Annotated in this window: 29 protein-coding genes and 1 pseudogene; 24 read left to right on the top strand and 6 right to left on the bottom strand. The window is 43.3% G+C overall.

Features of this window, described 5'->3' with window-relative positions:
• The first annotated feature begins 2 nt into the window (after window positions 1-2).
• From PYCH_RS08775 to PYCH_RS08740, 8 genes are all read left to right on the top strand, one after another.
• The gene (locus PYCH_RS08775; protein WP_013906507.1) at window positions 3-1295 is read left to right on the top strand and encodes a DUF58 domain-containing protein; all 1293 of its coding nucleotides are present in this window, start codon (window positions 3-5) and stop codon (window positions 1293-1295) included.
• Window positions 1292-1852: a hypothetical protein gene (locus tag PYCH_RS08770; RefSeq protein ID WP_013906506.1), complete on the top strand. Its 561-nt coding sequence runs from the start codon at window positions 1292-1294 to the stop codon at window positions 1850-1852. The genes PYCH_RS08775 and PYCH_RS08770 overlap by 4 nt, the downstream gene beginning before the upstream one ends.
• The gene (locus tag PYCH_RS08765; protein ID WP_013906505.1) at window positions 1852-4167 is read left to right on the top strand and encodes an STT3 domain-containing protein; all 2316 of its coding nucleotides are present in this window, start codon (window positions 1852-1854) and stop codon (window positions 4165-4167) included. Before PYCH_RS08770 ends, PYCH_RS08765 begins: the two co-directional genes overlap by 1 nt.
• 86 nt (window positions 4168-4253) lie before the next feature.
• On the top strand, window positions 4254-5129 hold the full coding sequence (locus PYCH_RS08760; RefSeq protein ID WP_013906504.1) for a glycosyltransferase family 2 protein: 876 nt from the start codon (window positions 4254-4256) through the stop codon (window positions 5127-5129).
• 17 nt (window positions 5130-5146) lie between these two features.
• Window positions 5147-6313, top strand: coding sequence for a DUF1972 domain-containing protein (locus tag PYCH_RS08755; RefSeq protein WP_013906503.1), 1167 nt, complete (start codon window positions 5147-5149; stop codon window positions 6311-6313).
• Between the two features lie 11 nt (window positions 6314-6324).
• Complete coding sequence (locus PYCH_RS08750; protein ID WP_013906502.1) at window positions 6325-7719, top strand: sulfatase; 1395 nt, start codon at window positions 6325-6327, stop codon at window positions 7717-7719.
• Window positions 7704-8753: a glycosyltransferase gene (locus PYCH_RS09520; RefSeq protein WP_148236235.1), complete on the top strand. Its 1050-nt coding sequence runs from the start codon at window positions 7704-7706 to the stop codon at window positions 8751-8753. The genes PYCH_RS08750 and PYCH_RS09520 overlap by 16 nt, the downstream gene beginning before the upstream one ends.
• A 76-nt stretch (window positions 8754-8829) precedes the next feature.
• On the top strand, window positions 8830-10635 hold the full coding sequence (locus PYCH_RS08740) for a hypothetical protein (RefSeq protein ID WP_013906500.1): 1806 nt from the start codon (window positions 8830-8832) through the stop codon (window positions 10633-10635).
• A 33-nt stretch (window positions 10636-10668) separates the two neighbouring features.
• On the opposite strand, the gene PYCH_RS08735 is transcribed toward PYCH_RS08740, so the two are convergent.
• Window positions 10669-11640: a glycosyltransferase family 2 protein gene (locus PYCH_RS08735; protein WP_013906499.1), complete on the bottom strand. Its 972-nt coding sequence runs from the start codon at window positions 11638-11640 to the stop codon at window positions 10669-10671.
• A 68-nt stretch (window positions 11641-11708) separates the two neighbouring features.
• Here PYCH_RS08735 and PYCH_RS10285 point away from each other — a divergent pair, with 68 nt between their 5' ends.
• Genes PYCH_RS10285 through PYCH_RS09910 form a run of 3 tightly spaced genes read left to right on the top strand, consistent with a single transcriptional unit; the run spans window position 11709 to window position 13331 of the window.
• Window positions 11709-12353, top strand: coding sequence for an alkaline phosphatase family protein (locus PYCH_RS10285; protein ID WP_148236234.1), 645 nt, complete (start codon window positions 11709-11711; stop codon window positions 12351-12353).
• A complete protein-coding gene (locus PYCH_RS10280) occupies window positions 12320-13051 on the top strand; it encodes an alkaline phosphatase family protein (RefSeq protein ID WP_158306796.1) in 732 nt (243 codons plus the stop codon). Before PYCH_RS10285 ends, PYCH_RS10280 begins: the two co-directional genes overlap by 34 nt.
• Window positions 13011-13331 carry a hypothetical protein gene (locus tag PYCH_RS09910; RefSeq protein ID WP_193383885.1) on the top strand — a complete coding sequence of 107 codons (321 nt, stop codon included), beginning with the start codon at window positions 13011-13013 and terminating at the stop codon, window positions 13329-13331. The genes PYCH_RS10280 and PYCH_RS09910 overlap by 41 nt, the downstream gene beginning before the upstream one ends.
• 36 nt (window positions 13332-13367) lie before the next feature.
• Here PYCH_RS09910 and PYCH_RS09905 read toward each other — a convergent pair whose 3' ends face one another.
• Complete coding sequence (locus PYCH_RS09905) at window positions 13368-13553, bottom strand: hypothetical protein (protein ID WP_148236233.1); 186 nt, start codon at window positions 13551-13553, stop codon at window positions 13368-13370.
• A 233-nt stretch (window positions 13554-13786) separates the two neighbouring features.
• On the bottom strand, window positions 13787-15127 hold the full coding sequence (locus PYCH_RS08720) for a hypothetical protein (RefSeq protein ID WP_148236232.1): 1341 nt from the start codon (window positions 15125-15127) through the stop codon (window positions 13787-13789).
• A 359-nt stretch (window positions 15128-15486) separates the two neighbouring features.
• Here PYCH_RS08720 and PYCH_RS08715 point away from each other — a divergent pair, with 359 nt between their 5' ends.
• The 12 genes and pseudogenes from PYCH_RS08715 (at window position 15487) to rfbD (ending at window position 21860) form a co-directional block, all read left to right on the top strand.
• Window positions 15487-16068: a hypothetical protein gene (locus PYCH_RS08715; protein WP_013906495.1), complete on the top strand. Its 582-nt coding sequence runs from the start codon at window positions 15487-15489 to the stop codon at window positions 16066-16068.
• 19 nt (window positions 16069-16087) lie between these two features.
• A complete protein-coding gene (locus PYCH_RS08710; RefSeq protein WP_013906494.1) occupies window positions 16088-16246 on the top strand; it encodes a hypothetical protein in 159 nt (52 codons plus the stop codon).
• A 102-nt stretch (window positions 16247-16348) separates the two neighbouring features.
• Complete coding sequence (locus PYCH_RS08705; RefSeq protein WP_013906493.1) at window positions 16349-17407, top strand: glucose-1-phosphate thymidylyltransferase; 1059 nt, start codon at window positions 16349-16351, stop codon at window positions 17405-17407.
• A gap of 11 nt (window positions 17408-17418) precedes the next feature.
• A complete protein-coding gene (gene rfbB, locus PYCH_RS08700) occupies window positions 17419-18420 on the top strand; it encodes a dTDP-glucose 4,6-dehydratase (protein ID WP_013906492.1) in 1002 nt (333 codons plus the stop codon).
• 48 nt (window positions 18421-18468) lie between these two features.
• Entirely contained in the window at window positions 18469-18651 is a 183-nt protein-coding gene (locus PYCH_RS08695; protein WP_013906491.1) for an antitoxin family protein, read from the top strand.
• Between the two features lie 332 nt (window positions 18652-18983).
• Entirely contained in the window at window positions 18984-19211 is a 228-nt protein-coding gene (locus PYCH_RS08690) for a PIN domain-containing protein (RefSeq protein ID WP_013906490.1), read from the top strand.
• Between the two features lie 10 nt (window positions 19212-19221).
• Entirely contained in the window at window positions 19222-19779 is a 558-nt protein-coding gene (gene rfbC, locus PYCH_RS08685) for a dTDP-4-dehydrorhamnose 3,5-epimerase (protein WP_013906489.1), read from the top strand.
• A gap of 54 nt (window positions 19780-19833) precedes the next feature.
• A complete protein-coding gene (gene vapB, locus PYCH_RS08680) occupies window positions 19834-20055 on the top strand; it encodes a type II toxin-antitoxin system VapB family antitoxin (RefSeq protein ID WP_013906488.1) in 222 nt (73 codons plus the stop codon).
• Window positions 20042-20446, top strand: coding sequence for a type II toxin-antitoxin system VapC family toxin (locus tag PYCH_RS08675; RefSeq protein ID WP_013906487.1), 405 nt, complete (start codon window positions 20042-20044; stop codon window positions 20444-20446). Before vapB ends, PYCH_RS08675 begins: the two co-directional genes overlap by 14 nt.
• 162 nt (window positions 20447-20608) lie before the next feature.
• Window positions 20609-20779: a hypothetical protein gene (locus tag PYCH_RS09995; RefSeq protein WP_158306795.1), complete on the top strand. Its 171-nt coding sequence runs from the start codon at window positions 20609-20611 to the stop codon at window positions 20777-20779.
• A pseudogene (locus tag PYCH_RS10340) lies at window positions 20776-20874 on the top strand (helix-turn-helix domain-containing protein); the annotation flags it as partial. The gene PYCH_RS09995 and the pseudogene PYCH_RS10340, both read left to right, overlap by 4 nt.
• Window positions 20875-21002: 128 nt before the next feature.
• Window positions 21003-21860: a dTDP-4-dehydrorhamnose reductase gene (gene rfbD, locus PYCH_RS08665; RefSeq protein ID WP_013906484.1), complete on the top strand. Its 858-nt coding sequence runs from the start codon at window positions 21003-21005 to the stop codon at window positions 21858-21860.
• Between the two features lie 106 nt (window positions 21861-21966).
• Here rfbD and PYCH_RS08660 read toward each other — a convergent pair whose 3' ends face one another.
• Genes PYCH_RS08660 through PYCH_RS08650 form a run of 3 tightly spaced genes read right to left on the bottom strand, consistent with a single transcriptional unit; the run spans window position 21967 to window position 25039 of the window.
• Window positions 21967-22887, bottom strand: a complete 921-nt coding sequence (locus tag PYCH_RS08660; RefSeq protein ID WP_048058302.1) for a glycosyltransferase family 2 protein — start codon at window positions 22885-22887, stop codon at window positions 21967-21969.
• 11 nt (window positions 22888-22898) lie between these two features.
• Entirely contained in the window at window positions 22899-23759 is an 861-nt protein-coding gene (galU, locus tag PYCH_RS08655; RefSeq protein WP_013906482.1) for a UTP--glucose-1-phosphate uridylyltransferase GalU, read from the bottom strand.
• Entirely contained in the window at window positions 23756-25039 is a 1284-nt protein-coding gene (locus PYCH_RS08650) for a UDP-glucose dehydrogenase family protein (RefSeq protein ID WP_013906481.1), read from the bottom strand. The genes galU and PYCH_RS08650 overlap by 4 nt, the downstream gene beginning before the upstream one ends.
• A 60-nt stretch (window positions 25040-25099) precedes the next feature.
• Here PYCH_RS08650 and PYCH_RS08645 point away from each other — a divergent pair, with 60 nt between their 5' ends.
• Window positions 25100-26263 (top strand): glycosyltransferase, encoded by a 1164-nt coding sequence (locus PYCH_RS08645; protein WP_013906480.1) that lies wholly within the window; start codon window positions 25100-25102, stop codon window positions 26261-26263.
• The last annotated feature ends 11 nt before the right edge of the window (window positions 26264-26274 follow it).

Here is a 26274-nt window from a genome sequence, read left to right as displayed (position 1 = left end):
AGATGAGGAGGGACGAGTTAATACTGATGACGGCCTTTCTGCTCCTTCTGGAGGGTTATTTAATCCCCTCGGCTGCCCCTGCCCTCGCCGGATTATTTCTCGTGCTCTACGTGGCCTCTGTGAGGTTCTCAACGAGGTTGGCGGTTGAGGCTGAAAGGGATGTTCCCGAGAGAGAGGTTGAGGAGGGGAAAGAACTCGAGGTCATTGTTAGGGTAAGGAATCTGGGAACGGATTGCATCGTGAGGATAAAGGATGGAGGAGGAGCATTCTCTCCGGTAACGATGTTAGTACAGCTGAGGGAGGGAGAGGAAAGGGAAGTTCGCTATGCTGTTATTCCGAAGAGGTGGGGTAGGTTCAAACTTTCCCCCGCTAGCCTCATTTTGGAGGACGTTAGGGGTCTATATTTTGAGGAAGTTAGCGTTGGGAAAGGGGAGGAGGTAAAGGTCATACCTTCTCTTGGAGCTCTCAGAGAAGCCGCAAGGGTCGAGGCCAATCTCAGGTTGCTTGAGAAATATAGGAGAAGTTTCCACGGAGGTGAAATTCCTGAAATAAAGGAGCTCAGGGAGTTTCAGCCTGGAGATGATATCCGGAGGGTTGACTGGAAGGCCACGGCAAGGCTTGGTGAGATAATCATTAGGGAGTTAGAGAGGGAGAGTGAGGCGGACGTTTACATAGTCGTAGATAACACGAGGGAGATGAGGAAGGGAGTAAGGATGGCCAAGGTTGACTACGCTTCTATCCTCGCCCTCCAGCTGGCTTACAAGTTGGGGGAGAGGTTTAAGGTTGGGTTGGCGATTTACGATGAGAGAAAGGCTAAGGTGCTCCCCCCCGACAAAGGGCTCCTGCAGGTTGAGAGGATGAGAAGGTTCTTGGAGTCTAGGTGGGAGCGTGGCATTATGTCGCTCCGCTTCTCCTTCAGCTTCTTTGGGGATAGGGGGAGAGAGTTCCTGGCAAAGGTGTTCCCATTCGTAAAGGGTAGAAAAGGTGTCAAGGGAATTTATGAGGCCTTTTCCCTCATCAAGAGGCCATCTGTAGTCCTGCTAATAACTGACCTCAGCAATCCATTGGATGTTTACAGGGCCGTCAAGCAGGCGGTGAAGGTTCACCGGGTGATTATTCTCTCACCTAATCCCGTGCTCTTTTACGCGGGCTCCCTCGACGAAGGAACCCTTGAGAGGCTTTACAGGGCCTACTTGGAGAGAGAGGAGATAATCAGGCGGTTTCTGGCAATCGCCCCCACCATTGACCTCGGCCCGAGCGACTACCTGAGGGAGATAGCGGGGGTGGCGAAATGATTGGGATTATAGCGAGCCTAATCGTCGGCTACGAGCTATCAAATCCCGCGTTTCTTCTATCGTTGCTACCTTTTCTGGTCTCCCGGAGAAGCAGGGATGTGGGCATTATAACGTTCCTCCTATATTCCCTCTACACTGGGAAGTCGGTTTACGTTAGTACACTCTACTCTTACACAACAACCGTGACATCCTTAACCTTTGCCCTCTCCCTTGTTCTCCTGTTGGAGGATATCCTGAGGGATGGTTATCTCCGCAGGGACGAGCTCCTGCCTATGCCTCTCATTCTGGGCGGTATTATTATCCCTGAGCTTCTCATCGCAGGCGGATTCTTATATCTCTTTAGAATTCTAGACCAACGGCCCTATTTGGTGCCCCTCGCCTTAATTCCAGTATTCCTGACCTTCCGGAGTACTTTTGATGTTCCGGGTGGTGCCACCTTCCAGGTGGGGGCAATTATCGCCCTATCATTCCTGTCACTAATTCTCATCTTTTTAAGACCGCTACGGAGCCCCGATGTCTGGGGAAACGTTAAAAAGTTTGAGGAGGAGGGAAGGTGATGAAGGCGCTGGCAAAGATACCCAAGCCCAGGTATGCAATTCCCATCCTGCTTGTTATAGCAACTATCTTCCGAATTGTTACATTTAGGCTTTCCTACCTACTTGGCTTTGACCCTTATTTCCATCTCGCCTACATCGAAGAGGCCCTCAAGGCTGGAAAGTGGTTCAACTTCTTCACCCTTGCCTTTGGCCCGTGGGGCTTTCAGATTAAGAATTTTCATCCCTTGGGTCTCTGGATGACTCCCGCATACATATACAAGCTCCTGTCCCCCCTGGGAGTCTCGCTCTACGACGCCTTCCGCATCACGCCCGTTATCTTTGGAGTTCTGACGGTGCTATTCTTTTATTTAGCCCTCCGCAGGCTTTATGGAGATGGGCCAGCGTTCCTTTCTTCTCTCCTGCTCGCCATGAGCTTTGGTCATATATTCAGGTCGATGGCCAACTATTATAGGGGCGACAATTACATGCTCTTCTGGTACTCTGTGGCGTTGCTCGGCATCGCATACGCCCTCACCCTGAAGGTTAAATGGAGGTACTCCCTTTACATCATCCCAGCCCTGGCTACAGGTTTTTCCTCGGCCTTCTGGCAGGCCTACTACCCAATCTTCGTCTTCGTGCTGGCCTCTGGGCTCTTCCTTTCGATTTGGGGGTATCTAAGGGAGGAGAAATACTTCCCAGATGCTACCCTTCTCGTGCTATCCACAGTCCTTGGTGCCCTCATTGCGAACTGGATAGGAGGAATGCTCAACTACGGGATGCTCGGGCAGGATCATGGATTTGGGAAGGCCGTGGCCAAGAAACTGGGCTTAACTTTTGGATTCGTGAAGGATGCTTACCTCCTCGTCCACCTGAAGTACCTAGTACTTTTAGCCCTTGCCTTCATCTTGGCACTATACTTAGCGAGAAGGTTCATCAATGACTTCAAGCAGAGAGCTATAATCCTCAGTATCTTTGTTGTCATGAGCATCGTGATTCTCTTCCTCCGCTTCCCGGCCCTTAGGGAGCTCCCGACGGGTTTTGGAATTTTCACAGAGGCTCCAATACAGGAAACCAGGCCTCCAACTTTTCACGACCTATGGGCGGCTTATAATGTCACCCTATTCCTTGCCCCCCTCTTCCTCCTCCGCCTGCGGAGGATATCGTGGGCAGACTTCCTAGTGCTTGGCTACGTTTTGCCTTCCCTATACATGCTCTCCATCTGGAGCAGGTTCCTCTTCATAGCTTCGCCGGCCATAGCCCTTCTTGCCGGTCTTGGCCTTCTGGAGGTTTATGGAATTATTGAGCCTAAGCTCTCTGGGAAGAAGCTTGTGGCAGCCACTCTGGTTCTCCTCGTCGTCTTCCCTGCCCTTTCCGGTGCCTTGGCGTTTAAGAAGGCTTGGGGTATGAAACCTTTTGTAAATGAGCACTGGATTAGGGCTTTAGAATGGTTGAGAGAGAATTCTAACGAGAATGACATCGTCCTTGCCTGGTGGGACTATGGCCACTGGGTTACCTACTACGCGAGGAGGGCTCCGGTTGCCCAGGGTATGCCAAATGCTTGGGTCGCCGCCTACCTCTTGGGTTTGCTCGACTGGAAGCGGGCCCAGAGTCTTGGCGTTGACTACGTTATAGTCTCCTATTACGACTTTCTAAAACTTCAGTCAATATTCGATACGGCCCGTCTAGCCAAGAGATGGGCCAACCTTACAGCTGAAGGATACGGCTTTGCCATGCTTCCCATGACGGTGAATCTCGGCGACGTCATGATGTTCGAGAACGAGCCTTATGCAGTTCTCGTTAAGCCCGGAAGAAATGCTTGGGATGTCTCAATTCGCGTTGGCAATGCCGTGGGGTACCCAAAGGAGCTCTTCGTTGAGAAGGGGGCAAAGGTTACGATAGTTCCCCTATCCAGATTCTCGAATTCGGGGCCTTACCTGTATATAAATCTCGACTACAACTACGCCTTTCTCATGACGGAGAAGATGTACAACACGACGATGGCGAGGCTGTTTGTGAGAAACGGTGATGAAAGATACCGCCTCGTATACTCGGATGGGGGGGTAATAAAGATATTCAAGCTGGAGCATCCGAACGTTGCCGTGGAAAGGGTGAACGGAACGGTCGTCCTGAGGTTCGAAAACGCCACGGGAACGGGCCTAGGAATTTTCGGCTTCCTTGACAATGGCACCCTTGTTTTTAGGAAGTGGTATCCCGTAAAGGGTAAGGAGGAGTTCCCCTTGCCCCTTGACCTGAATGGGAGCGTCGTCATCCGCTACACCTACGTTGAGGGGAGGGTTGTGGTGGATCGGGGAGTGTTCAGGTTGGATATGAATTGAAGTTTAATAATAATTATAAGATGTTGATTTTGCCTAACCGTTTGATTTTTAACTTATCAAACTTAAAGTTGGCAATGGTAGGGTGTATGAGGACGCTCATAGTTATTCCAGCGTACAACGAGGAGCTCACTATTGGGTCAGTCGTTGCCCTAGCCAAGAAGTACGGAGACGTTTTAGTCGTTGACGACGGCTCTACGGATAGAACCTCCGAGGTAGCCCAGAGGGCAGGGGCAGTTGTGATAAGGCATCCAACCAACAGGGGTAAAGGAGCGGCTTTAAAAACTGGCTTTGAATATGCCTTGAGGAATAACTACGATGCCGTGGTTTGTTTGGATGCAGATGGTCAGCACAATCCCGATGAAATACCATTGCTAATAGACCCTATAATCAGAGGCGAGGCGGATCTTGTGATAGGGTCGAGATATTTGAACAGTGCTTACAGAAATATTCCACTTTATAGAAGGCTCGGGCTTTGGGTTCTTAATAAAGCGACTGTAATTGCATCTGGTATTAACGTTAGTGACTCTCAAAGTGGATTCAGAGCCTTGAACAGGAAGGCCTTGGAGAACTTAAACCTGGATGCTGATGGATATCATATTGAAAGTGAGATGATACACGAGTTGGCTGGAAAAGGATTAAGGATTAAAGAAGTTCCGATAAACGTCAGGTACGACGTTCCTAAAAGACACAAGAAGAATCCAGTTTCACATGGAGTTGGGGTCTTAGCCAAGGTTGTGGGGCTGATTGGGTATAAGAGGCCTCTATTATTGTTCAGCATTTTGAGCTTGGTAAGCTTTGCTATCGCAGGAGTGTTTGCATATCTGGCCTTGAAGCCGTACTGGAGAGGGGGAAATGTATTTTTAACCCAGGCTATAGCTGCGGGGATTTTTACTCTAATTGGGATTCAGCTGTTCATTGCGGGATTAACGCTGAACGTCTTAGCGAGGATGGTGAGGGAGTAGCGGGGGATTGAATACGTATGAGGGTTGCCCTTATAGGCTCAAGAGGCATTCCGGGAAAGTATGGAGGAACTGAGACTTTTGTGGAGGAGGTTTCTACGAGACTTTCAAAGGCAGGGTTTAGGGTGTACGTTACATGTGAGGCAGATAGGTTCTTTGAAGATGAGTATAAAGGTATAATCAGAATCCATGTCCCATCAATTCAGGGGAAAAGCGTAACCATCCCCTCTATAAATGATGTGGTTGCCGCAACGTATCTCTTACTTAAACATTCCCACGATGTCGATGTTCTGTATTTTGTATCGCCCGACGGTGCTCTGGCGGCTCTTCTTCCACGTCTCTCACGGAAGAAGATCCTCATCAATCCCGACGGGGTTGAATGGCACAGGCTGATAAAGAGGAGCCGCTTTGTGCCCTTCTACCTCTTTCCGGTGTACCTCACCACGATGATCTACATGTACCTCATGGAGTACCTGTCCTGTAAGGTTCCCGACATTGTTATTGCAGATTCTCTTGGAATTAAGGAGCATCTGGAAAAAAGACACAAACCTAGGAGGATAGTCTATATCGCCTACGGCGCAAGGGAGCTCGTTCCTTCCGGTCTTTCCAGGGATGAGGAGCGGAAGGTACTTAAAAAGTTCGGACTTGAGCCTAACGAATACTACCTCACAGTCGCCAGAATAGTTGCGGAGAACAACATCCACCTTGAGGTTGAAGGGTTTAAGAAAGCCAGCTCTGAAAAGAAGCTCGTCATAGTGGGAAACTTCAACAAAAAAGACCCGTACACAAAGCACCTCCTGAGGCTGAGGGGCGGCGATGAAGACATTGTGTTCCTCGATCCGATATACGACAGGGAAGTCCTCGGAGTTCTGAGGAAGAACTGCTTTGCCTACATCCACGCCTACGAGGTCGGCGGGACGAATCCATCTTTACTTGAGCAGATGCTGTTTAAGAGGCCCATCTTGGCCTACGACGTGCCCTTCAACAGGGAAGTCCTTCAGGAAGGAGGGATATACTTTAAAGATGCCGATGATTTGGGTAATAAAATGAGGATGCTTGAGCGCGGGGAGTTCGACCTAAGGCTTATAAGAAAGACCCAGGTTAAGAGGATACGGAGGCAGTACAACTGGGAGAAGGTCGCGAGGGAGTATGAGAGGGTGTTTCTAAGGGTTATCAGAAGCACTTAGGAGGGAAGCGCGTGGAAAAGATAACGGATCAGGTTATCAAACGGAACCTCAAGGTGTATAAACTGTTTCGTAAGGTCTATGATAGAGTCAAGTTCGGTGCGAATACTTCTAAAGATAGAGTCACGTTTGAGCAGAGACTCAAAAAAACAAAAAGATTTGCTGAAAAGTTTATCGACTTCTCAAGCAAGCCAGACAAAAACGTCATCCTGATAACAGTGGACTGCCTTAGAAATGACCACATTTCATACAACGGCTATCAGAGGGAAACCACCCCCTTCTTGAAGTCTATTAGAGGGTATAAAGCCTCACTAATTGCAACTTCCCCGTGGACATATCCTGCCATCGCTTCTCTACTCACCGGATTTTATCCCCACAACCATGGAGCGGTTCTTGAAGGGGAAGACAGGAAGTTTGACCTATCCAAGCTTAAACCGTTAAAGGAGAACATCTTAACTTTAAGCGAGATTTTAGCTCTCTTTGATTATGCCACCTACTTCAACTCCGGGATTGATCTTGCGTTTCTCTCTGTGAGGCGGAGGTTTCACGAGCAGAGGCTCAGCTCCCTAACGGATGCTGAGTCAATATTAAACGAGCTGGAGCGCTGGATAAAGAATCAAGACAACAATTTTTTTGCACATGTTCATCTAAAAGACCTGCACGAGCCAATTTCTCCCCCCAATGAGTTCTATAACTATTTTGGTGAGGTTAAGAAGTTGCCCAAAATCGAATACTGGGGAGAATTCCAGAAGCCAGAAAACCAGAAGGGTGGGAAGTTTGAAGAGTTCAGGGAAAATAAGCTTTTGCTGTATGATAATACCCTTAGATACGTCGATTATGTGCTTGAGCAGTTCCATACATTTCTCGAAGACAAGGGGCTTATTGATAACACAATTTTGGTCATAACTGCGGATCATGGCGAGGAGTTCTGGGATCATGCAGAGTTGGAGGCAGGATATTTCTACGACGTAAGGGGCTATGCAGGAGTAGGACACGGACACAGCGTATTTAATGAGCTCATCGAGGTGCCTTTGATAATTATGGGGCCAGACATTCCGAAAAAACGAGAAGAGGATAAGCCGGTCAGTGGCGTTGACATCGTGCCAACACTGATGGATCTGCTGGGTATCCAGCATAACATTCTATTTGATGGAATCAACATCTTTAAGGCCCCTAAAAAGAGGCTCATTTTAAGTGAGAACACCATACACGGGCACGAAAAGAAGGCGTTGGTTTACGGGAAACTTAAGTTTATGTATTCTCCTGGGGATAATGTTGCCTGGATATTCAATCTTAAAAACGATCCCAATGAGCAAAATCCCATCATAGATGAGGAGCTGTCGGAGATGTTTATTGAAAAGCTTTCAAAAGTTACTTCAGGAAAGATGGTGTTTTGGAGGGTTATCTAATGAAAAATTTAGTAGTTATAAATGTAATTCCTTCCGGTATTGGGGGCATACAAACATATGGAAAGACATTAGAGGGAAAATTAAATGAAGAAGGGGTTATCGTTGAGAGAATAGAAACATATAAAGTTGATAGAACTAAAAATCTAACAAGCGAAATTTTGAAAAAAATCACAAGATTTTTTGTTAATTTTGTTGAGCTTTCAAAGGTCATAAAAGAATATCAAAAGAAAGGGCACAAGATAATCCTCCACGCCCATATTGGGAAAGGTGTAAGTTTCTGGGAAAACAGCGCATATTGCCTCTGGGTTAAAATATTAGGAATACCGTTTATTTTTCATATCCACTCCAGTCTGCTTCATGTGGAGTTCAGGCAGAGCAGTGAGATCATAAAAGGGATCAGACGATACATACTATCCGAGGCCTCCAAAATAATTGCTCTCTCCGGGTATTGGAAAAGACAACTTTTGCAAATAGATGGACTTCAGAGTGAAAAGGTCGTAGTTGTCTACAATTTTATAGACATTGAAAGGTTTAAAGGTTACAACAAGTTAGAATGTAGAAAGAAGCTCGGGTTGCCATTGGATAAAAAGATAATAGTAAGTATTGGACGTCTGGAACCGGAAAAGGGTCTTGAGTATCTTATTGAAGCCGTTAGCATGATTGTCAAAAATAGAAATGATATTTTATGTGTTATAATTGGGGACGGAACATTAAAAGAGCATTTAGAGAGATATACTCAGAGCCTAGGTCTAAAAAGTTATATCAAATTTGTTGGACTAAGGCCACCGGAGGAGATACCAATTTGGTTAACTGCTGCTGATATTCTTGTACTCCCCAGTCTGCGAGAAAGCTTTGGAATCGTCCAGATTGAAGCCATGGCATGTGGAAGACCGGTTATTGCTTCAAAAAATGGGGCAAGTGAAAAAATAATCATATCAGATGAGTATGGGTTACTTAGCGAGCCTGCTAATCCAGAAGATTTAATGGAAAGAATTTTGGAAGGATTAGAAAAAAATGGAATGAGCATAAAATAAAAAAATATGCAAGAAGATTCACTTGGCCGTATGTAAAAACTCAAATTATGAAAATTTATTCGTTAGGGTGATCCTTATGACACCGATATTTGTTTTAGGGATAATAGCTACTGGATTTCTCATCCTTGGGGCGTATATTGCGACAAAAATACAAGATCCATCTCAAATTAGTGATAAGATAAATAATTTAGACATAACTTATTTTAACACTAGGCTTTTTAGGGTATTATCTACCTTATACTTTGTTTTACTTGCTTGGTCCATCCTAGTATACTATTATAGATCAGATCCATATTCCCGCCCGATTTTATTCTTTGCATCTACAATTTTAATGGCCATCGTTGTTGTTGGTGAAATAATCTGTTCAGATATCAGATCTCCCTTAAGGGTTTACTTAATCCTTTTCCAAGTAATTATGGTCACTGTAATTCTTACAATGACACAGAATTTTCTTTACCCAACAGTATTAGGATTTGATCCATGGTCTCACAAAAACTTAGTTGAGAACATACTGTGGAGCGGAAGAATTCCAAAACATTATGGGTATGAATCATATAATCTTTATCCAATAATGCATTTGATAATAGCAACAATGTACATCCTTCTAAAATTAAATTACAAAATAGCGTCTTTTCTTTCTATAGGTGTTGTAACATTGATAATTGAAGCAACTATCATTTATCTTATATCAAGCAAAATGTATTCCACCAAAATCGGGCTATTATCCGCACTATTTGTTGCATTATCAGACAATGTGCTTGATATGATCGGAAAGAGCATAGTGCCCAACACCCTAGCACTCTCATTTGTTATGATATGTCTCTTGTTGCTGTATCAAAGCTTACCAAACGGATTTAATCATAAGCGAGCATTTCTTTTTGTATTTCTAACAATTATTTTATTAATCACTCATACCATTGGATATGCCTTTTTGATATTTACTGTAATTGCATTTTACAGTGTCATATTAGGGTTAAGGTATACTCCTCAACGTGAGCATCAAGCCTTGGGCCTCATCCTCCTAATAGTCACTGCGGGGATATTTTATTGGTTTTTAATTTCAAAGATACATGGATATAAACTGATTGGCATTCTTAAGATTGCAATCTCGGATCTTTTTATCGGCACAAAGTTGTACAGTAGCAATCTCAGTAAAAGTGGTCTCCCGTGGTTTTATCCTATATTAAGAAGGATGGGGCTGATTGTGTATACTAGTATGGCTAGCATTGGAATGCTATTTGTACTTTTAAAGGACAAGAGGGTTCAATCTTTTTCTTTCTTGGTAATAGCTGGAGGGATGACTGTTATGGGGTTATCCTCATTTACTTTACCTTCTTTAGCTCCTATTGCACATAGATTTTGGTATTATATGGAAATTTTGGATAGTGTCTTTATTAGCCTTGCAATTTTTTTAATAGCAATAATATTAACAAAAAGTAGGACATTACAGATAACCTCTATAACCATCATCATTTTGGTTCTCATAAGCTTAGGTGTGTTTAGTCCCACATGGAATATTGACAATCCTTTCCTCAAACACTACTGGCCCAGAGACAGCTTTACATATTCGGAGTTCTCGAGTATTGAGTTTATTAATAATTTTGTCCCAGAAAACATTAAAATTGCCGCAGATAGGTATTACAGTTTACATATTGGCAACCCTAGTTGGCCTGATTACTTTAACAGATCTCTCCTTGGAAAACATGATCAAATTATAGTCTTTAGATTAGAACTTAAAAATAGAGCAGTATGGATGGGAAAAGATGTATTTCCCCAAAGAATTGTTTTGCCCAACGAGCAAGACCTCACAAAATCCCAGTTGTATGTCAGTAACTGCAACATAATATACTCGTCCAAGAGCATTACTATGAGTTTTTGTTAGGAACCCAGATAATGCCTTCAAATATACCAGAGATTATCTTTTGCACTTCTCTTTTTTTTGATTTTTTAATAATTTTAAAATAAGTAAACTCTTTTTTAGAATTGTTCCACCAAGATAATATCTGAGAAATACATAAGCGAAGTTTGCTCCCATATAATTCTTTCTGAGAACATATGGAAAATGTTTTAGTTCATAGTATAATTTATAAGGTTTGTCCAGGATATAATCCATTTTTTCTTTATGGATCACTGTGGAAGTTGGAACAGCATATAAATAGTAGCTCTGGCTTCTCGCCCTGAGACATAAATCATATTCTTCTCCATATAAGAATATGTTTTCATCTAGCAAGCCAACACTACGTAGTAAATCTGCCTTAAGAAGGAGGGCGCATCCAATTACCCATGGAACCTCAATAGGAGTGTACAAGATGTAGCTTTTTGGTTTTCCCCTCAGAGCTACAGTACCAAAAGCCCAGACAATGGTTGGATGATCATAATACAAAATAAGAGGTCCAGCAATCCCAATTTTTTTATCACTTTCTGCAACTTTAACAAGCTCATCTAAGAATTTTTTATCAACAACAGTATCATTATTCAAAAGCATTACATAATCAGGATTTAAAACGCTCAGTGCGAATTTTATTCCAACATTGTTTCCACCAGCGAAGCCGTAGTTGTCTCTATTCTTAATTAAAATCATCCTTCTATTGACATCAAATTTTTCGTAAAGTGGTCTATTGAACTTTCCTTTTTTTGCGTCATCCTCGCTAACCTCAAAAACCCTAATCGGCTTGTTATTCGGATTATAGTCAAAAAACTTCGAATGAACTTTAATTTTTCCTTCCGCATACTCTTTAATTTTTTGGATTGAATTATCCTTTGAACCATTGTCAACAACAATAACATCATAATTGGGATAAGTAATCCGATAAACAGATTCCAAACACTCAATCGTATCCCTCCATCCATTCCAATTGAGGATGATGATAGAGACACGAGGGAACACTAAACTGCACCCCCAAAATCATTAGAAGGCCAAAAATTTAAAAGTATTGCCTTTCTCTGAATATTCAGGTGAAATATTCTATGAGCAGTGCCCAAAAGCTACTAATTATTGGCCTCGATGGGGCAACATGGGATGTCCTAATGCCGCTAATAAATGAAGGAAACCTTTCAACTCTAGAAAGATTAGTTAAAAAAGGAAGCTATGGAGTTCTGGGATCTACTATACCCCCAGTTACTGGTGGTGCTTGGCTTTCTTTGGCAACGGGGAAAACTCCAGGAAAAACTGGGATAATAGACTTCCTAAATCGAAAAGATGCAACTCAAAAATTGTATCCCACATCCTCTTCAGATTTTAAGGGACATTCTTTCTGGGATTATTTAAGCAAAGCAGGCAAAAAGGTTGGCATCTTCAATTACCCTATGCTCTTTCCCCCATATAAGGTGAATGGCTTCATGATTTCTGGATTGGGTTCTTCTCCGGATGATGATATCACATATCCATTATCTTTAAAAAAAGAATTGGAACAAGCTGCTGGAAAATATGAAATCTATGTTGACTATCACAACAAAAAGTATGAGGACCTTGATTTGTTTATATCTGACTTAAACAGATTTTTAGATAGGTTTGAGAAGTGGGTTTATTATTGGTTAAAAATAAAGAATGGAACGCGTTATTCTTGGTGTTTTCCGCTACGGACTGGATGCAACATATAATCTGGAGGCACATAGATGAAACCCATCCAATGTACGATCCCCAGACATCTCCAAAATATAATGAAGAGTTCGTCAAATTCTGGCAGAGGATAGATAAGATACTTGGAAATATTTTGGGCATAATTCCAAAAGATACCATTGTGTTTCTCGTCTCAGATCATGGATTTGGTCCCAACGACCAAACGTTCAACTTGGCAAAATGGCTTATTATGAAGGGATATCTGCTGGTTAGGAAAAGAGACATTAAGAAGCTTATCAAAAAGTTTGTGTATAAGACTGCCATAATCGTGGCAAAAACCCCAATAAAGAAGTTGATTCCTGCTAAAACAAGAAAAAACGTTGGAAACGTGCTAAGAACAAACATCGCTGATGAAGTTAACTTCGAAAAAAGTAAAGCGTATTGTTTAGGGCACACAATTCCCTTTGGTGCTATTTACATAAATGCTCAAAACGAAAGAGAAAGAGAAGAAATAAAAGAGAAATTGATGCATGACCTTATGAATCTGAGTAATGACATTGGAAAAAAAGTCAATGTCCAAATATTTGAGCCTAAAAAACTTTACTCTGGAGAGAAAGTCCACCTTTTACCTGATATAATTTTCACAATAAACGACTGGAGGTGTGTTATAATCGAGGACAACTTTGACAGACCATTATTTGAAGAAAAACCCTTTTCGACGAGGCACACCGGCACATAGACTAAATGGAATTTTCCTCGCCTATGGCCCAGGCATCAAAAAAGGCTACAAAATTGAAAACGCAAAAATTTACGACATAGCTCCGACAATCCTTCACATCTTTGGACTACCAATTCCAAATGACATGGACGGAAGAGTTTTAATGGAAATATTCGAAGAGGATTCAGAATTTGCTAAAAGGAAGCCAAAATATGTTGATCCAAGCTACTACGAGAAAAAACAAGAGGATGAAAAGCTTAAAAAGGCAATCAAAAACCTGAAACTAAAAGGCAAGCTCTAAACAAACCTCCTCAAAACCCTTTTTATCATCCCTAAATCAACTCCTAGCTTTTTCTCCACCGCCAGCAAATTCCCTAATTTCCTCACTCCAGTTAACCTCCCCCTTTAACCTATCCATCTCTTGCTTGATCTCCGGCAGAACACGAATACTAATAACATTCCCCACGTAATTCACCTGCAGATATATTTGTAATACATATATGTAATACATATATATAAGCATCCCCTCTGTGATCTGGGAGGGATTTGGGAACCTCTGTTCTGGAAGCAAAGGCTTCTAGCATGCCCGTCGTTACGGTAGACTCCTTGACAAAAGGAGAAGGAAATAAGGGAATGGCAATCCACATTGCAAGTAGACAAGACTGAGACAAAATATCGGGAGCTTGAAGATAGGTTACTAGGGAATATGTCAAGATTGTTTCTTGAATGTCCCTAGATAGTAGAAGCTTCATTGCTTTATCTATTTATCTTGACCAGTGCCTGTCTAACAAGTCTAAGCAGTGTCAATAATCTTACGGTGCCCTTAAAATTTTCATGCTTACCACTTATCTCAAAGGAAAGCGTCGTAATAGAAGGATTTTCTCCTAGAGCTTTTACATGCCTCTCAATGGCCTCTAACAACATGAAATCAACGTATATAGGAACACTTCTAAGGGTCTCAACATCTTGGGAATACAAGAGGGTGTGTAAGGCTTCAAGGAGCCCAAGGGTGAAGGTATACTCTTTAGCCTTCTTGAACATGTCGTCAACTAACTCCCCATAATCCCTGCCAATCTCTATCCAAATCTTTGCAAATTCCCTCCCAATCTTTATGAGCTCATCTTGGACCTTTTCCTTTGCAGCTTCAAGCGTTTCCACTTGTTTTACTAGCCTTTTCTTTCTCTCTTCCAGTTCCCTAACCTCTATCCTCAACTCTCTCACCCTTTTCACATCCAAAGCTATGTCAGCGACCTCTTCCGGGCCGACAGTCTCCAAAATCTTCGCTAGGTGATAAAGCGTTTTTGTGGAGATATTTCTGTTAAATACGAGCTCCTTCACGATGCTCACGACATTTGAAAACTCCCTGTACTTTTGAGTTAAAGCAGAGTACTCCTTGGCTATCCATTCCTTTTTCCTCTTGAGCTCATCAACTTCTTCCTTTAGGGCATCTCGCCTCTTTTTGAGCATCTCAACTTCATAGCGGAGCATTTCAACTTCCTCTTCAACATTCTTCCTAGCTTTAATAAGGCTGACAACCTCGTCGACACCATATTCTTGAGCGACCTTGAGGAGCGGTAAAAGGTCGGTGAGAATAATCTCATCTCCTTCCTTCATAGTTTCTAGGACTTGCTTGAGGACATAAAGGCTCCCCACCGAGTTTGCTAGCCTCAAGACTTCTATCAGGTCGTTAATGTCGATTCCGCCATCTTCAACCTCTTCCAGCAGGGAGATTACATTTACTGCGCAGATTTCATGATTGCCAAGGTAGTGCAGGAGCCGTACAACATTTCCTATACCTCCCGCCTTCTCTGATGTTATTATGAACCAAACCAGAAGCTTAAGGACAGCCTCCTTGTGCTTTTCGCTCTCCTTTCTAGTGCCTGCCGTAAGCGATCTCACCCACGAGGCACTGAACGCTCTATTCATTAAAAACACGATCTCCTCGCTCGTAAACCCTCCGGCCTTAAGCTCCCTCAATATCTTAGATACTTCTTCTCTCTCATAATCCTCAATGTAGCCCTTTCTTGTCAACTCAATAAGCCTTGAGATAAGCCTTAAGGTGTCTCTCATTCTAGACACCATGACATTATTCGTCATCAACGTTAATAAGGCTCACTTTATCCTGACATTATTTGTCAGGACAATTTTTTCCAAGCATGAATACATTTTTGATACCCACGCATAATATACCTAATATTATTATCATTTCCGTTTAGAGTTTGCGTAAAAAACTTACGCAAACAGTCGAGAGCTTATGATTAAGAATGTCGACCAAAAGAAAAATGCGTCGCCTAACAAATGACGTCAAATGGTGACAAAAATTGTCAGCAACGGTGCAGTGTCACCCTCGTGTAATTTCCGTACCCTTGATTAATTTAAGATGGCAAAACGTCACTCTCTAAGATACATCCTCCAAAAGGACTAAATAGGATGCTGATCAAAATTCGGTGAGGCCTATGGGCATTGAGATTAGAGAAGACAAGATAATCCTCAACCGCGAGCTCAGTGAATTAGACAAGTTCGTGCTCGACGTTGTGAACGTAGTTGAGAAGCACGCTCGGTACGTCATAGTTAGCGGGTACGTCATGATTCTCCTCGGCCGTTCACGGGGTACTGAAGATGTGGACTTCGTAATCGAGCCTCTTCCAAAGGACGAATTTATGCGAATGTGTGAAGATGCGGAAAGGTCAGGCTTTGAGTTTCTAAACCCAGAGAACTGTGAGGGCCTCTATGAAATGCTGGCCGAGGGGCTTGGGATAAGGATGGCTCGAAAGGGTGAGATAATCCCGAACGCGGAGATGAAGTTTCCTAAGGATGAATTCCATAAGGAGGCGATTGATGGTAGAATTCCCGTTGAGTTCAACGGCAGGACAATCTACATATCGCCGATAGAACTACAAATAGCTTATAAACTCTACCTAGGCTCCGACAAGGATGTAGAGGATGCTTTCTTCCTCTACGAGCTGTTTAAGGAGAGAATCGATAGGAGGGCGCTCTATGAATACGCGAAACGGCTCGGCGTTGAGATTCAATTCTAAAAGAGATATTTCTGAAAGATTGGCCTTCATAAAGCTCTATGTCAAAAAACTGAGGGAAAATCCAGACGATGTCTTCAAGCAGCAGGTAAAACTCGTGAACTCTTTCCTTGCCTCGGCCAAGAACTTTCCGCTGAGTAAGGAAGAGTACCTCCGGATGAAGGGAGAGCTGAGGAAGTGATGTCCATCTCGACGTGCACAGATATTTTCCCAGAACAGAGACTCAAACTTCATCCATAAACCTTAAGTTTTCGTGAAAGGCTAGTTGCTTCAGGTGAAGGGTATGAAAGCCCTGATCCTCTCTGGTGGTCATGGGACGAGATTAAGGCCATTGACTTATTCGCAGCAGAAGCAACTAATTCCCGTAGCAAACAAGCCTGTCCTGTTCTACGCCATTGAAGATGTTATTGAGGCCGGCATAAGGGAGATAGGAATAGTGGTCGGCCCAAATGCTGATCTCGTAAAGAAGACAGTTCTAAGTGTTGAGTGGGATGCAGAGATAGAGTTTATCTACCAGGGAGAGCCAAAGGGTTTGGCACACGCCATACTTGTTTCAAGGGATTACCTTGGGGACGATGAGTTTGTGATGTATCTGGGGGATAACATACTGAGAGAGGGTATAGTTAGGCATTTGGAGTATTTCAAAAAGGGAAACTTTGACGCGAGCATTCTGCTTTGCGAAGTTCCAAATCCACAGCAGTTCGGTGTGGCCGAGTTGAGCGAGGACGGAAAGACTATAAAGCGCCTCGTTGAAAAGCCGAAGGTTCCGCCAAGCAATCTGGCATTGGTGGGAATATACTTCTTCAAGCCAATAATTCATGAAGCTGTGAGGCATATAAAGCCCTCATGGAGGAACGAGCTGGAAATTACGGATGCAATCCAGTGGCTTATTGACAACGGCTATAAAGTTGGCTGGACGAAGGTTACAGGCTGGTGGAAGGATACTGGCAAGCCGGAGGATTTATTAGAGGCTAACAGACTAGTTTTGGATGAGCTTGAGAGGAACGTTAAAGTAGAAACTAAGGCGAAGATAATTGGTAGAGTGATTATAGAGGAAGGTGCAAAAGTTGATGAGAGCAGCGTCATAAAGGGGCCAGCAATAATTGGAAAGAACGCCAAGATTAAGAACAGCTACATAGGCCCGTACACCAGCATCGGGAACAACGTTGTGGTTGAGAATACTGAAATAGAGGACTCTATAATAATGGACGACAGCGTTCTGATAAATGCTGGAAGGATAGTTGAAAGCTTGATTGGTAAGGGAGTCAAAATAGTGAAGGGCGACTCGAAGCCGAGTGGCAAAAAGTTGGTGATAGGTGACCTATCCCAGATAGTTCTCTGAGGTGTATAGAGATGAAATTGCTTGTTACTGGGGGGGCAGGCTTCATTGGGAGCAACTTTATCCACTATATTTTAGCAAAGCACAAGGACTGGGAAGTTATAAACCTGGACAAGCTTGGCTACGGCTCAAACTTGGCGAACTTAAAGGATATTGAAGATGATCCGAGATACACTTTTGTTAAGGGAGATATAAACGACTTTGAGCTTGTTAAAGATATTGTTAAGAAAGTAGATGGGATAGTAAACTTAGCGGCGGAATCACATGTAGACAGGAGCATTTCAAACCCACAAGCCTTCATAGAGAGTAACGTTCTGGGAGTTTACACCCTTTTAGAAGCGATTAGAAAGTACAACCCGGATGTGAGGCTTGTTCACATAAGTACAGATGAGGTTTATGGGGACATACTCAAGGGCTCCTTCACGGAAGAAGATAGGCTAATGCCTTCCTCACCTTACTCCGCTACTAAAGCTGCTAGCGACATGCTAATTCTTGGATGGGCTAGAACCTACAAGCTGAACGCCTCGATAACGAGGTGCACCAACAACTACGGCCCATACCAGTTTCCAGAAAAGTTAATTCCAAAGACGATAATCAGGGCAAAACTTGGACTGAAAATCCCAATATATGGAACTGGACAGAACGTTAGGGATTGGCTCTACGTTGAGGATCACGTTAGGGCAATAGAGCTGGTGCTATTAAAGGGAGAAGCAAGAGAAGTTTACAACATCTCCGCGGGGGAGGAGAAAACAAACCTTGAAGTCGTTAAGACCATATTAAAAATTATGGACAAAGATGAAGATTTAATAGAGTTTGTGGAGGACAGGCCGGGCCATGACCTGCGTTATTCACTCGATTCCTGGAAGATCATGAGAGATCTAAAGTGGAGGCCCAAATACAGCTTTGAGGAAGGCATTAAGAAGACTGTCGAATGGTACTTGGAAAACGAGTGGTGGTGGAGGCCGTTAGTTGATGAAAAAGTCCTCCATCCGACGCCCTGGAAGCTGAAATGGTAGTCGAGAAATTTAAATGGAGACCCCAACAAGATATATCCGGTGAGAGAAATGCCCATCATTGTTGAGGCTATCTATGAAAATGGTGTCTTTAAGCCTTTAAAGAAAGTAAAGCTAAAAGATGGCCAAAAAGTCAGAATTAGAATTGAGTTAGATGTGTCTAAGTATTATGCAGCATTCGGAAAAGCTTCTGCAAGAGAATTAAAAGAACTGGAAGAGGAGGTCCAAATGTGATATTTGTTGATACAAATATATTTTACGAAACCTTTTTAAGTCTTGCCAGCGTAATAAGGCCTCGAAGAGGCCACCGTAAGATAACCCGATGAGATGAGGGGTTTCACGTTACCCTCCAGCGTTGGAGGGTTGACGCTGTTAAGCGTCCTTTCAAAAGACTGCCTCCTGGCAGTCAAAAACTCTGAGGGGTGGCCTCTAAACGATAACCCTAATCCGGGTTTGCCGGTAGGGGTAACGGGCCGAAGACCCGGCCTGCGGGCTGAACCGAAACTGGTAACGGGAGTAGGTGATGGGCCCGCGAACCGAACCGCCTCTGGCGAGGGGTTAACTCGTTGGAACCCTCGCCCTTCAGGGCGGGGAGGAGGTCAGTTGATGAGAGGAATATTGTAGTCTTGCCCGACTATCAAGAGGTTAGTGAATGGAGGGAAGTTATGAAAAAGTACAAACTCCTACCCAATGATGCATTAATTGCAATAACTTGCAAGCACTATGGGATAAACACACTGGCGACCCTTGATGAGGATTTTAAACGGGTTGATTTTCTTAAAGTTGTGCCATAAGGTGGTAAAAATGCCCTTTGAGTTCAAAAAGTTGGAGATTCCGGATGTGATTTTAATTAAGCCTAAGGTTTTCGAGGATGAGAGGGGTTTCTTCATGGAGACGTACAAGAAGCCGGACTTTGAAAAGGCTGGAATAAAGGGAGAGTTCGTCCAGGATAATCACTCTAAATCAAAGTACGGAGTTTTGAGAGGATTGCACTTTCAGCGCGAGCCTTACGCTCAAGCCAAGATTGTTCGCTGTATTAGGGGAGTTATTTATGATGTTGCTGTGGATTTAAGGAAAAACTCACCAACTTTTGGAAAATATGTGGGAGTTATTCTATCTGAGTATAACAAGTACATGCTCTACATTCCAAGGGGCTTTGCTCACGGGTTTGTAGTGCTGAGTGATGTTGCTGAAGTTGTCTACAAGGTGGACAACGTTTATGCTCCAGATCATGAAGGGGGTTTAATTTGGAACGATCCAGACGTAGGAATTAAGTGGCCCATTGAGGATCCAATAGTTTCAGAGAAAGATAGGAAATGGCCAACTTTGAGGGAGTTGATTGAGAAGGGTGAGCTGTTTTAGGGACTCAGAAATGTTTATATATTTGTAATACGATAGCGTATTCAGGTGTCGTATATGGAAGTTGTCAGCTTCAGAATTCCTCATGAGCTTAAGAAGAAGATGAAAGAGGTTGACATTAACTGGAGCGAGGAAATTAGGAAATTTATTGAAGCCAAAGTTAGGGAATACAGGAAAAAGAAGGCCTTGGAGGAAATTGATATAATGCTTGCAAATTTACCAAAAACCGAAAAGGGGACTGCGAGAAAGTATGTGAGGGAGGACCGTGATAGTAATTGATGCATCTTCTCTCGCTAAATATATCCTAAGGGAAGAGAACTGGAAAAAGGTTAGAGAATATCTACTGGATGATCCATACTCTCTAACATTGGCTTTGGCTGAAGTCTCAAACGCCATCTGGAAGCATTATGTGCTGTACAAGGTAATATCGAACAAAGAAGCTGGGATAATGCTTGAAGCCTTGAAAAAGCTCAAAGAGGATGTCGTAATTTTTGAGCCGTTTGAAGATTACCTTGAGGATGGCATGAAGATATCAATTAGTGAGAATATTCCAATTTATGATGCGCTATATTTAGTCCAGGCAAAGAAATATGGCAGTCTTCTAACAAGTGATGAGAAACAGTGGAAGATTGCAAAAAAGCTTGGAATCAAAGCAGAATACGTGGAATAGCGGTATCTTGTGGTTGAGGGAAATGGAAAAATGAAGGCTCTCAAGTGCTGATTTTTTCTTTTCCAAACCTCGCCCTTTAGGGCGGGGTACGGGCAACTACCAATAAACACCCAAACAGGAAAGTAAAAAACTTATATACTTCTAATGCCATATATACGTTGAGTGATGTATATGGGAAAGATGACCATAGTTATTGATGACGAGCTTGAGAAAGAATTTCGAAAGGCTGTTGCAAAGAGGTACGGGGTTAGAAAGGGTGCACTTGGGATAGCGATAAGTGAAGCCATAAAAATGTGGATTAAAAAAGTCAAAGAAACCGGTGAGGAGTGGTGAAAAGGAGCGTAACGGTCAAACTTCAGCCCTCAAAGGAGCAAGAAAAGATTTTGTTCGAGTTGGCTCAAGCCACAGCCATAATCTGGAACAAAATGGCCGAAGACCCGGCCAGAGGAGTTCAGGGAACCCTTGAAAGGGTTCCGGATGGAGACCCCTCAAACCTTCCCGCCAATGGCGAGGGCTAAGCTAAACCCCGCCCTCAGCCGGGAGGAGGTCAGGGCCAATGAGAGTGGCCGTAATTGGTGCCACGGGCCAGCTTGGAAGTGACATAGTTGAAGTACTTTCCGAGGATCCTACCTTTGAGGTCATTCCTTTAACCCACGATGATGTGGACGTCACAATACCAGAAAGCCTCAAAGTCATAGAAAGAATTAAGCCAGAGGTTATAATAAACACCGCCGCCTACGTTAGGGTTGACGATTCAGAGCTTTACCCTGAGGAAGCATTCAAAGTCAATGCAATTGGAGCCTTAAACGTCGCAAAAATAGCTGAGAAGATAAACGCCGTGAACGTCTATATAAGCACTGACTACGTTTTCGACGGCGAAAAAGGCAAGCCCTACAAAGAAGAAGACCCTCCAAATCCAATAAACGTTTACGGGGCCAGCAAGCTTATGGGAGAAATCTTCACGAGAAACTACTCCTCAAAGCATTACGTAATAAGGGTGGCCAGCCTCTACGGGAGGAGAGGGGCTAGGGGCAAGGGAGGGAACTTCGTCGAGTGGGTGATAGAAAAGGCGAGAAGAGGGGAAAAGCTTAAGATAGTGAACGACCAGCTCATGAGTCCAACCTATACGAAAGACGTCGCTTTAGCTTTAGCGAAATTCTTGAAGATCATGCCCGAATATGGAGTTTACCACATGACCAACGATGGCTTCTGCTCGTGGTATGAGTTCACGAAAGCAATATTCGAAATACTCGGCTGGGACGTTGAGGTAGAACCAATAAGCTCCGAAGAACTGGGCAGATTGGCGAAGAGGCCAAAGTTTTCAGCTTTAAGCGTAGAAAAGCTCAGAAGCATTGGCATTGAAATGAGGCACTGGAAGGAAGCCCTCAGAGATTACCTAAGGCTTAAACTTTGAACTCCCTAAGGTGTCTCTTAAAATGGGAAGACACTGGGTTGTGCTAGAGTTTGGAGAACAACGTAACTCCTTCGGATAAAGATGATCGATGAAGCTTTAAAACCTGCTAAGTCTTTTTAAGAATATTTATGCTAGATATGAGTATCTTCTTAGCGTACTCTACCGATCTGGAGTCGAAGACAAGTTTTATCAGCATGCTATAATTGTCAAGATTAAGGGGGGCTATAACGAATGACTTGGTCAAATATTTTAATCCCTTTTCTATGTTTCCCCCCAGTATCAGAACCAATCCCATCTGGCTAAGATGAATGCTAAGTATTTTCGGATTTTTGTATATATCCAAGTGCTTTCTTATGAAGCGTTCTCTCCCTGGAATGTATTTTTTTATGTTAAAGGTTATTTGCCTGCCGTGGACATAGTACTTAGCGACGATCTCGGACACGTATTCGAACTCATAATATTTGGCTATTCTTAGCCACATATCCCAGTCCTGAGAGCTCTTAAGCTTAGGATCAAAGAGCCCAGCCCTTTTGAAGCACTTCCTCCTTATCAGAAGTGTTGGACTGCCTATGAAATTTTCCCTGAGCAGATGTTCGTATATGTTCCCTCGGTACCGTGGCAAGCGCCTTCCTATTATCTTTCCAGTGTCTTGGGAAACGTAATAGAAGCCACCGTATATCACGCCCACATTCCTACCAACTTCTTCCATCTTCTTGACTTGAAGCTCCAGCCTTTGAGGCAGCCACTCATCGTCGTCGTCCAGTAGTGCGATATATCTCCCCCTCGCCCTCCTTATTCCGGTGTTCCTCGCAACTGGTCCCCCTGAGTTTCTCTCCAGTCTAATGTATCTTACTCTACCATCATTTATTTCCTTTATGACCTTGGGCGTATTGTCGATGGAAGCGTCGTCCACAACTATTAGCTCAAAGTCCTCGAAGGTCTGATTTAGCACGCTACGCACAGCTCTCATCAGCATTTGAGCTCTATTGTAGGTGGGTATTATTACTGACACTGTGGGTCTACTCATTTCAGCTCTCCTCACTTAAATCTTTCCAGGTACTCCAGTATATGTTTCCGAACATCTTTTCTCACCAAGCCCAGCTCAAGGTTTGCTATTATGAATTCTACCTTGTCACCAACATCATATCTCCTGCCCTCAATTTCTTTAGCAAGAAGATTAGTATCCTTCACCAAGAGTCTAAGGGCATCCGTGAGCTGTATCTCTCCATCCTTACCAGGAGGTGTTTCCTTTAATACATCGAAGATTTCTGGAGGCAAAATATACCTACCAATTATTGCAATGTTACTCGGGGCTTCGTTGGGGGAGGGCTTCTCTATTAGATCCTCCACCGTGTAAAGGCCTTTTCCGATTTCCTTGCCCTTGATTATCCCATACCTGCTTACCCTATCCCAGGGCACCTTCTCAACGCCTATGATAGGAGCGTTCTTCTTCTGGGTAACTTCTATCAACTGCCCTATTCCAGGTTTCTCGCTCACGATTATGTCATCGCCCAGGAGGACTGCGAAGGGTTCACCGTTAACGTGTTTCTCTGCATGTAGTATGGCATCTCCAAGCCCAAGAGGCTTCTTTTGTCTCACGTAGTAAATATCAATCATCTCTCCAATCTCCTCAACCTGCCTAAGCTCATCAAGCTTGCCCTTCTCTCTGAGATAGTACTCCAGCTCAAAACTCCTGTCAAAATAGTCCTCTATAGTGCGCTTCCCCTTTCCGGTAATTATTAAAATGTCATCGATTCCAGCTTTTATTGCTTCTTCAACAACATAATGAATAACAGGCTTGTCCACTATTGGGAGCATTTCCTTGGGCATTGACTTGGTTATTGGAAGCATCCTCGTTCCAAGGCCGGCAGCGGGAATAACCGCCTTCCTAATCCTCACCAGCACACCCCCTCATAAATTTTTGCGGTTTTTTCGGCTGCTTTCACGCGTCTCCCATCAACTACTATCTTTCCAGAGTAATCCAACTCTTCAAACTCCTTCCACTCGGTAACTATCAAGATCACATCAGTCGCATCAAGAACTTCACTGGAAGAGTTAGCATAGGTTATTTTCTCGCCAACGTCGGGGTAGAACCTCCTGAAGTTTTCCATGGCCCGAGGATCGTAGGCTATAACTCTAGCTCCCTCCTCGAGGAGTTTTTTAATAATTGGATAAGCCCTCGTCTCCCTCACGTCATCAGTACCTGGTTTGAATGCCAAGCCCAAAACTCCAACGGTCTTTCCTTCAAGCTCTGGAACATGCTTTTTCAATAGCTCAATTAGCCTGAGCGGTTGCCTCTCATTAACTTCTAGAACGGCTTTTAGTATTAGTGGTTCCTCCCCAATTTCTTCAGCTTTTTTAATTAGCGCCTTAACGTCTTTGGGGAAACAGGAGCCACCCCACCCGATTCCTGTTCGGAAGAAGTGCGGACTGATTCGATGGTCTAGACCTACTCCCTCAAAGACCTTCCACGAGTCAATGCCAAGCTTTTTGCAGATGTTTCCAATCTCGTTGGCAAAGCTGATTTTTGTCGCAAGAAAAGCGTTGGAGGCGTATTTAATCATTTCGGCAGTTTTTATGTCAGTTATCAGCTTTGGAGCTTTGATTGGTTTGTAGAGCTTTTCCAAAACTTGTTTAGTCCTCTCGTCCTGGACGCCAATGACCACCCTGTCCGGGTTAAGGAAATCTCTGAGTGCCACGCCCTCCCTCAGGAATTCGGGATTCATTGCGAGGCCAAAATCCCTGAATGCTTTCTTACCCGAGTGATCTTCGATTAGGGGTTTGACAACCTCTTCCGTCGTGCCCGGTAGTACAGTGCTCTTCACGACGATAACGTGGTACGAGTCCTTCTCCTTGAGAGCTTCCCCGATTGCTTTCGCCGCTGACTCGACGTACTTCAAGTCTATCGAACCGTCCTCTCTTGATGGTGTTCCGACGGCAATGAACGTAACGTCGGAGTTGAGGACCGCCTCGTGGTAGTCTTTTGTCGCCCGATACTTGCCCCTAAACTCTTTCATTAGTTCTTCTAGGCCTTTCTCGTAAATTGGGGGTTCCGCGTTGTTTATCATTTTGACTTTTCTCTCATCAACGTCCACGAAGATAACTTCGTTTCCCAGCTTGACGAAGCCCATGCCCGTGACAAGACCCACATAACCAGAACCAACGACCGAAACCTTCATAATTATCTCCCCCAAATATGCATTATTGAGGCAGGTTTAAGGACATTTCGGGTGGGATGTATGAAAATAACAATAATTACACCTGACTTTTCACACAACTGTCTTGGACGGGCCTGGACACTGGCAAAAATACTTGAAAAAACTTATGACGTTGAAATTGTAGGGCCGTTGTTTGGAAAAGATCTTTGGGAACCATTAAAAAATATAGATATTCCATATCGATACGTTCGAGTTAATAAAGTTGGGTATTCCTTCCCAACATATCTTAAAAAGATATTAACTTTAATCGACGGAGACCTTGTTTATAGTAGCAAATTGTATTTGTCCAGTTTTGTTCCAGCTGTGATAGCCAAAGAAAAGTTACAAATTCCGCATATTTTAGACATAGACGACTGGGAGAGAGGATTTGTAATGAACGCCCTAAGAAATAAAAGTTTAATAACCCGATTTACATATTATAGTATTTCAACCGCTTTTTGGGGCCATCTATCTTCATATTGGCAAAAATATATCCCAGAAAAACTTTCATATCTGCCTGATGCAATAACAGTTTCGAATTCTTTCTTAAAGAGAAAATTTGGAGGGAGTATAATATGGCACACTCGGGATGAAAAAATTTTCGATCCTAAGTTATATACTCCAGAGAATTCAAAGCGCTCCATAGGTATTAATGATAACTTAAAAGTTGTGTTATTTTTTGGAACTCCAAAGCCTTATAAGGGCGTTGAAGATCTTATTAATGCTATGGCCTTAGTAGACCAAAAAGATGTTGTCTTGGTTATTGCTGGTCTTGGAAACGATCCTTATTCGAGATATGTAAGAGAACTTGGAAGAAAGCAACTAGGAGAAAAATTCATAGGAATAGGCAATGTTCCGTTTCACAAAATCCCCGAAATTGTATCCATCGCGGATGTCTATGTAATACCTCAAAAAAAATCCCCTGCTACAGTTGGACAAATGCCCGCTAAAGTATTTGATGCTATGGCTATGGCGAAGCCTATTGTTGCTACAAATGTCTCGGATTTACCGTATGTATTAAAGAAGTGTGGGATAATTGTTGAGCCCGGCGATATTGAAAAGATTGCTGAAGAAATCAAGTTTCTTCTTGAAAATCCAAGCATTGCTAAAAAGTTGGGGAAAAAATGCCATTATAGATTTATCAGGGAATTTAGCCTTAGTGCAATGAAAACGGTTATAAAAAAAGTGGTATCCTATGTTGCCTAGAGTTAAGAAGC

The organism is Pyrococcus yayanosii CH1 (assembly GCF_000215995.1).
Lineage (GTDB): Archaea > Methanobacteriota_B > Thermococci > Thermococcales > Thermococcaceae > Pyrococcus > Pyrococcus yayanosii.
Note: the sequence above shows the minus strand (reverse complement) of the source record. Positions and strands in the feature narration are given on the sequence as shown.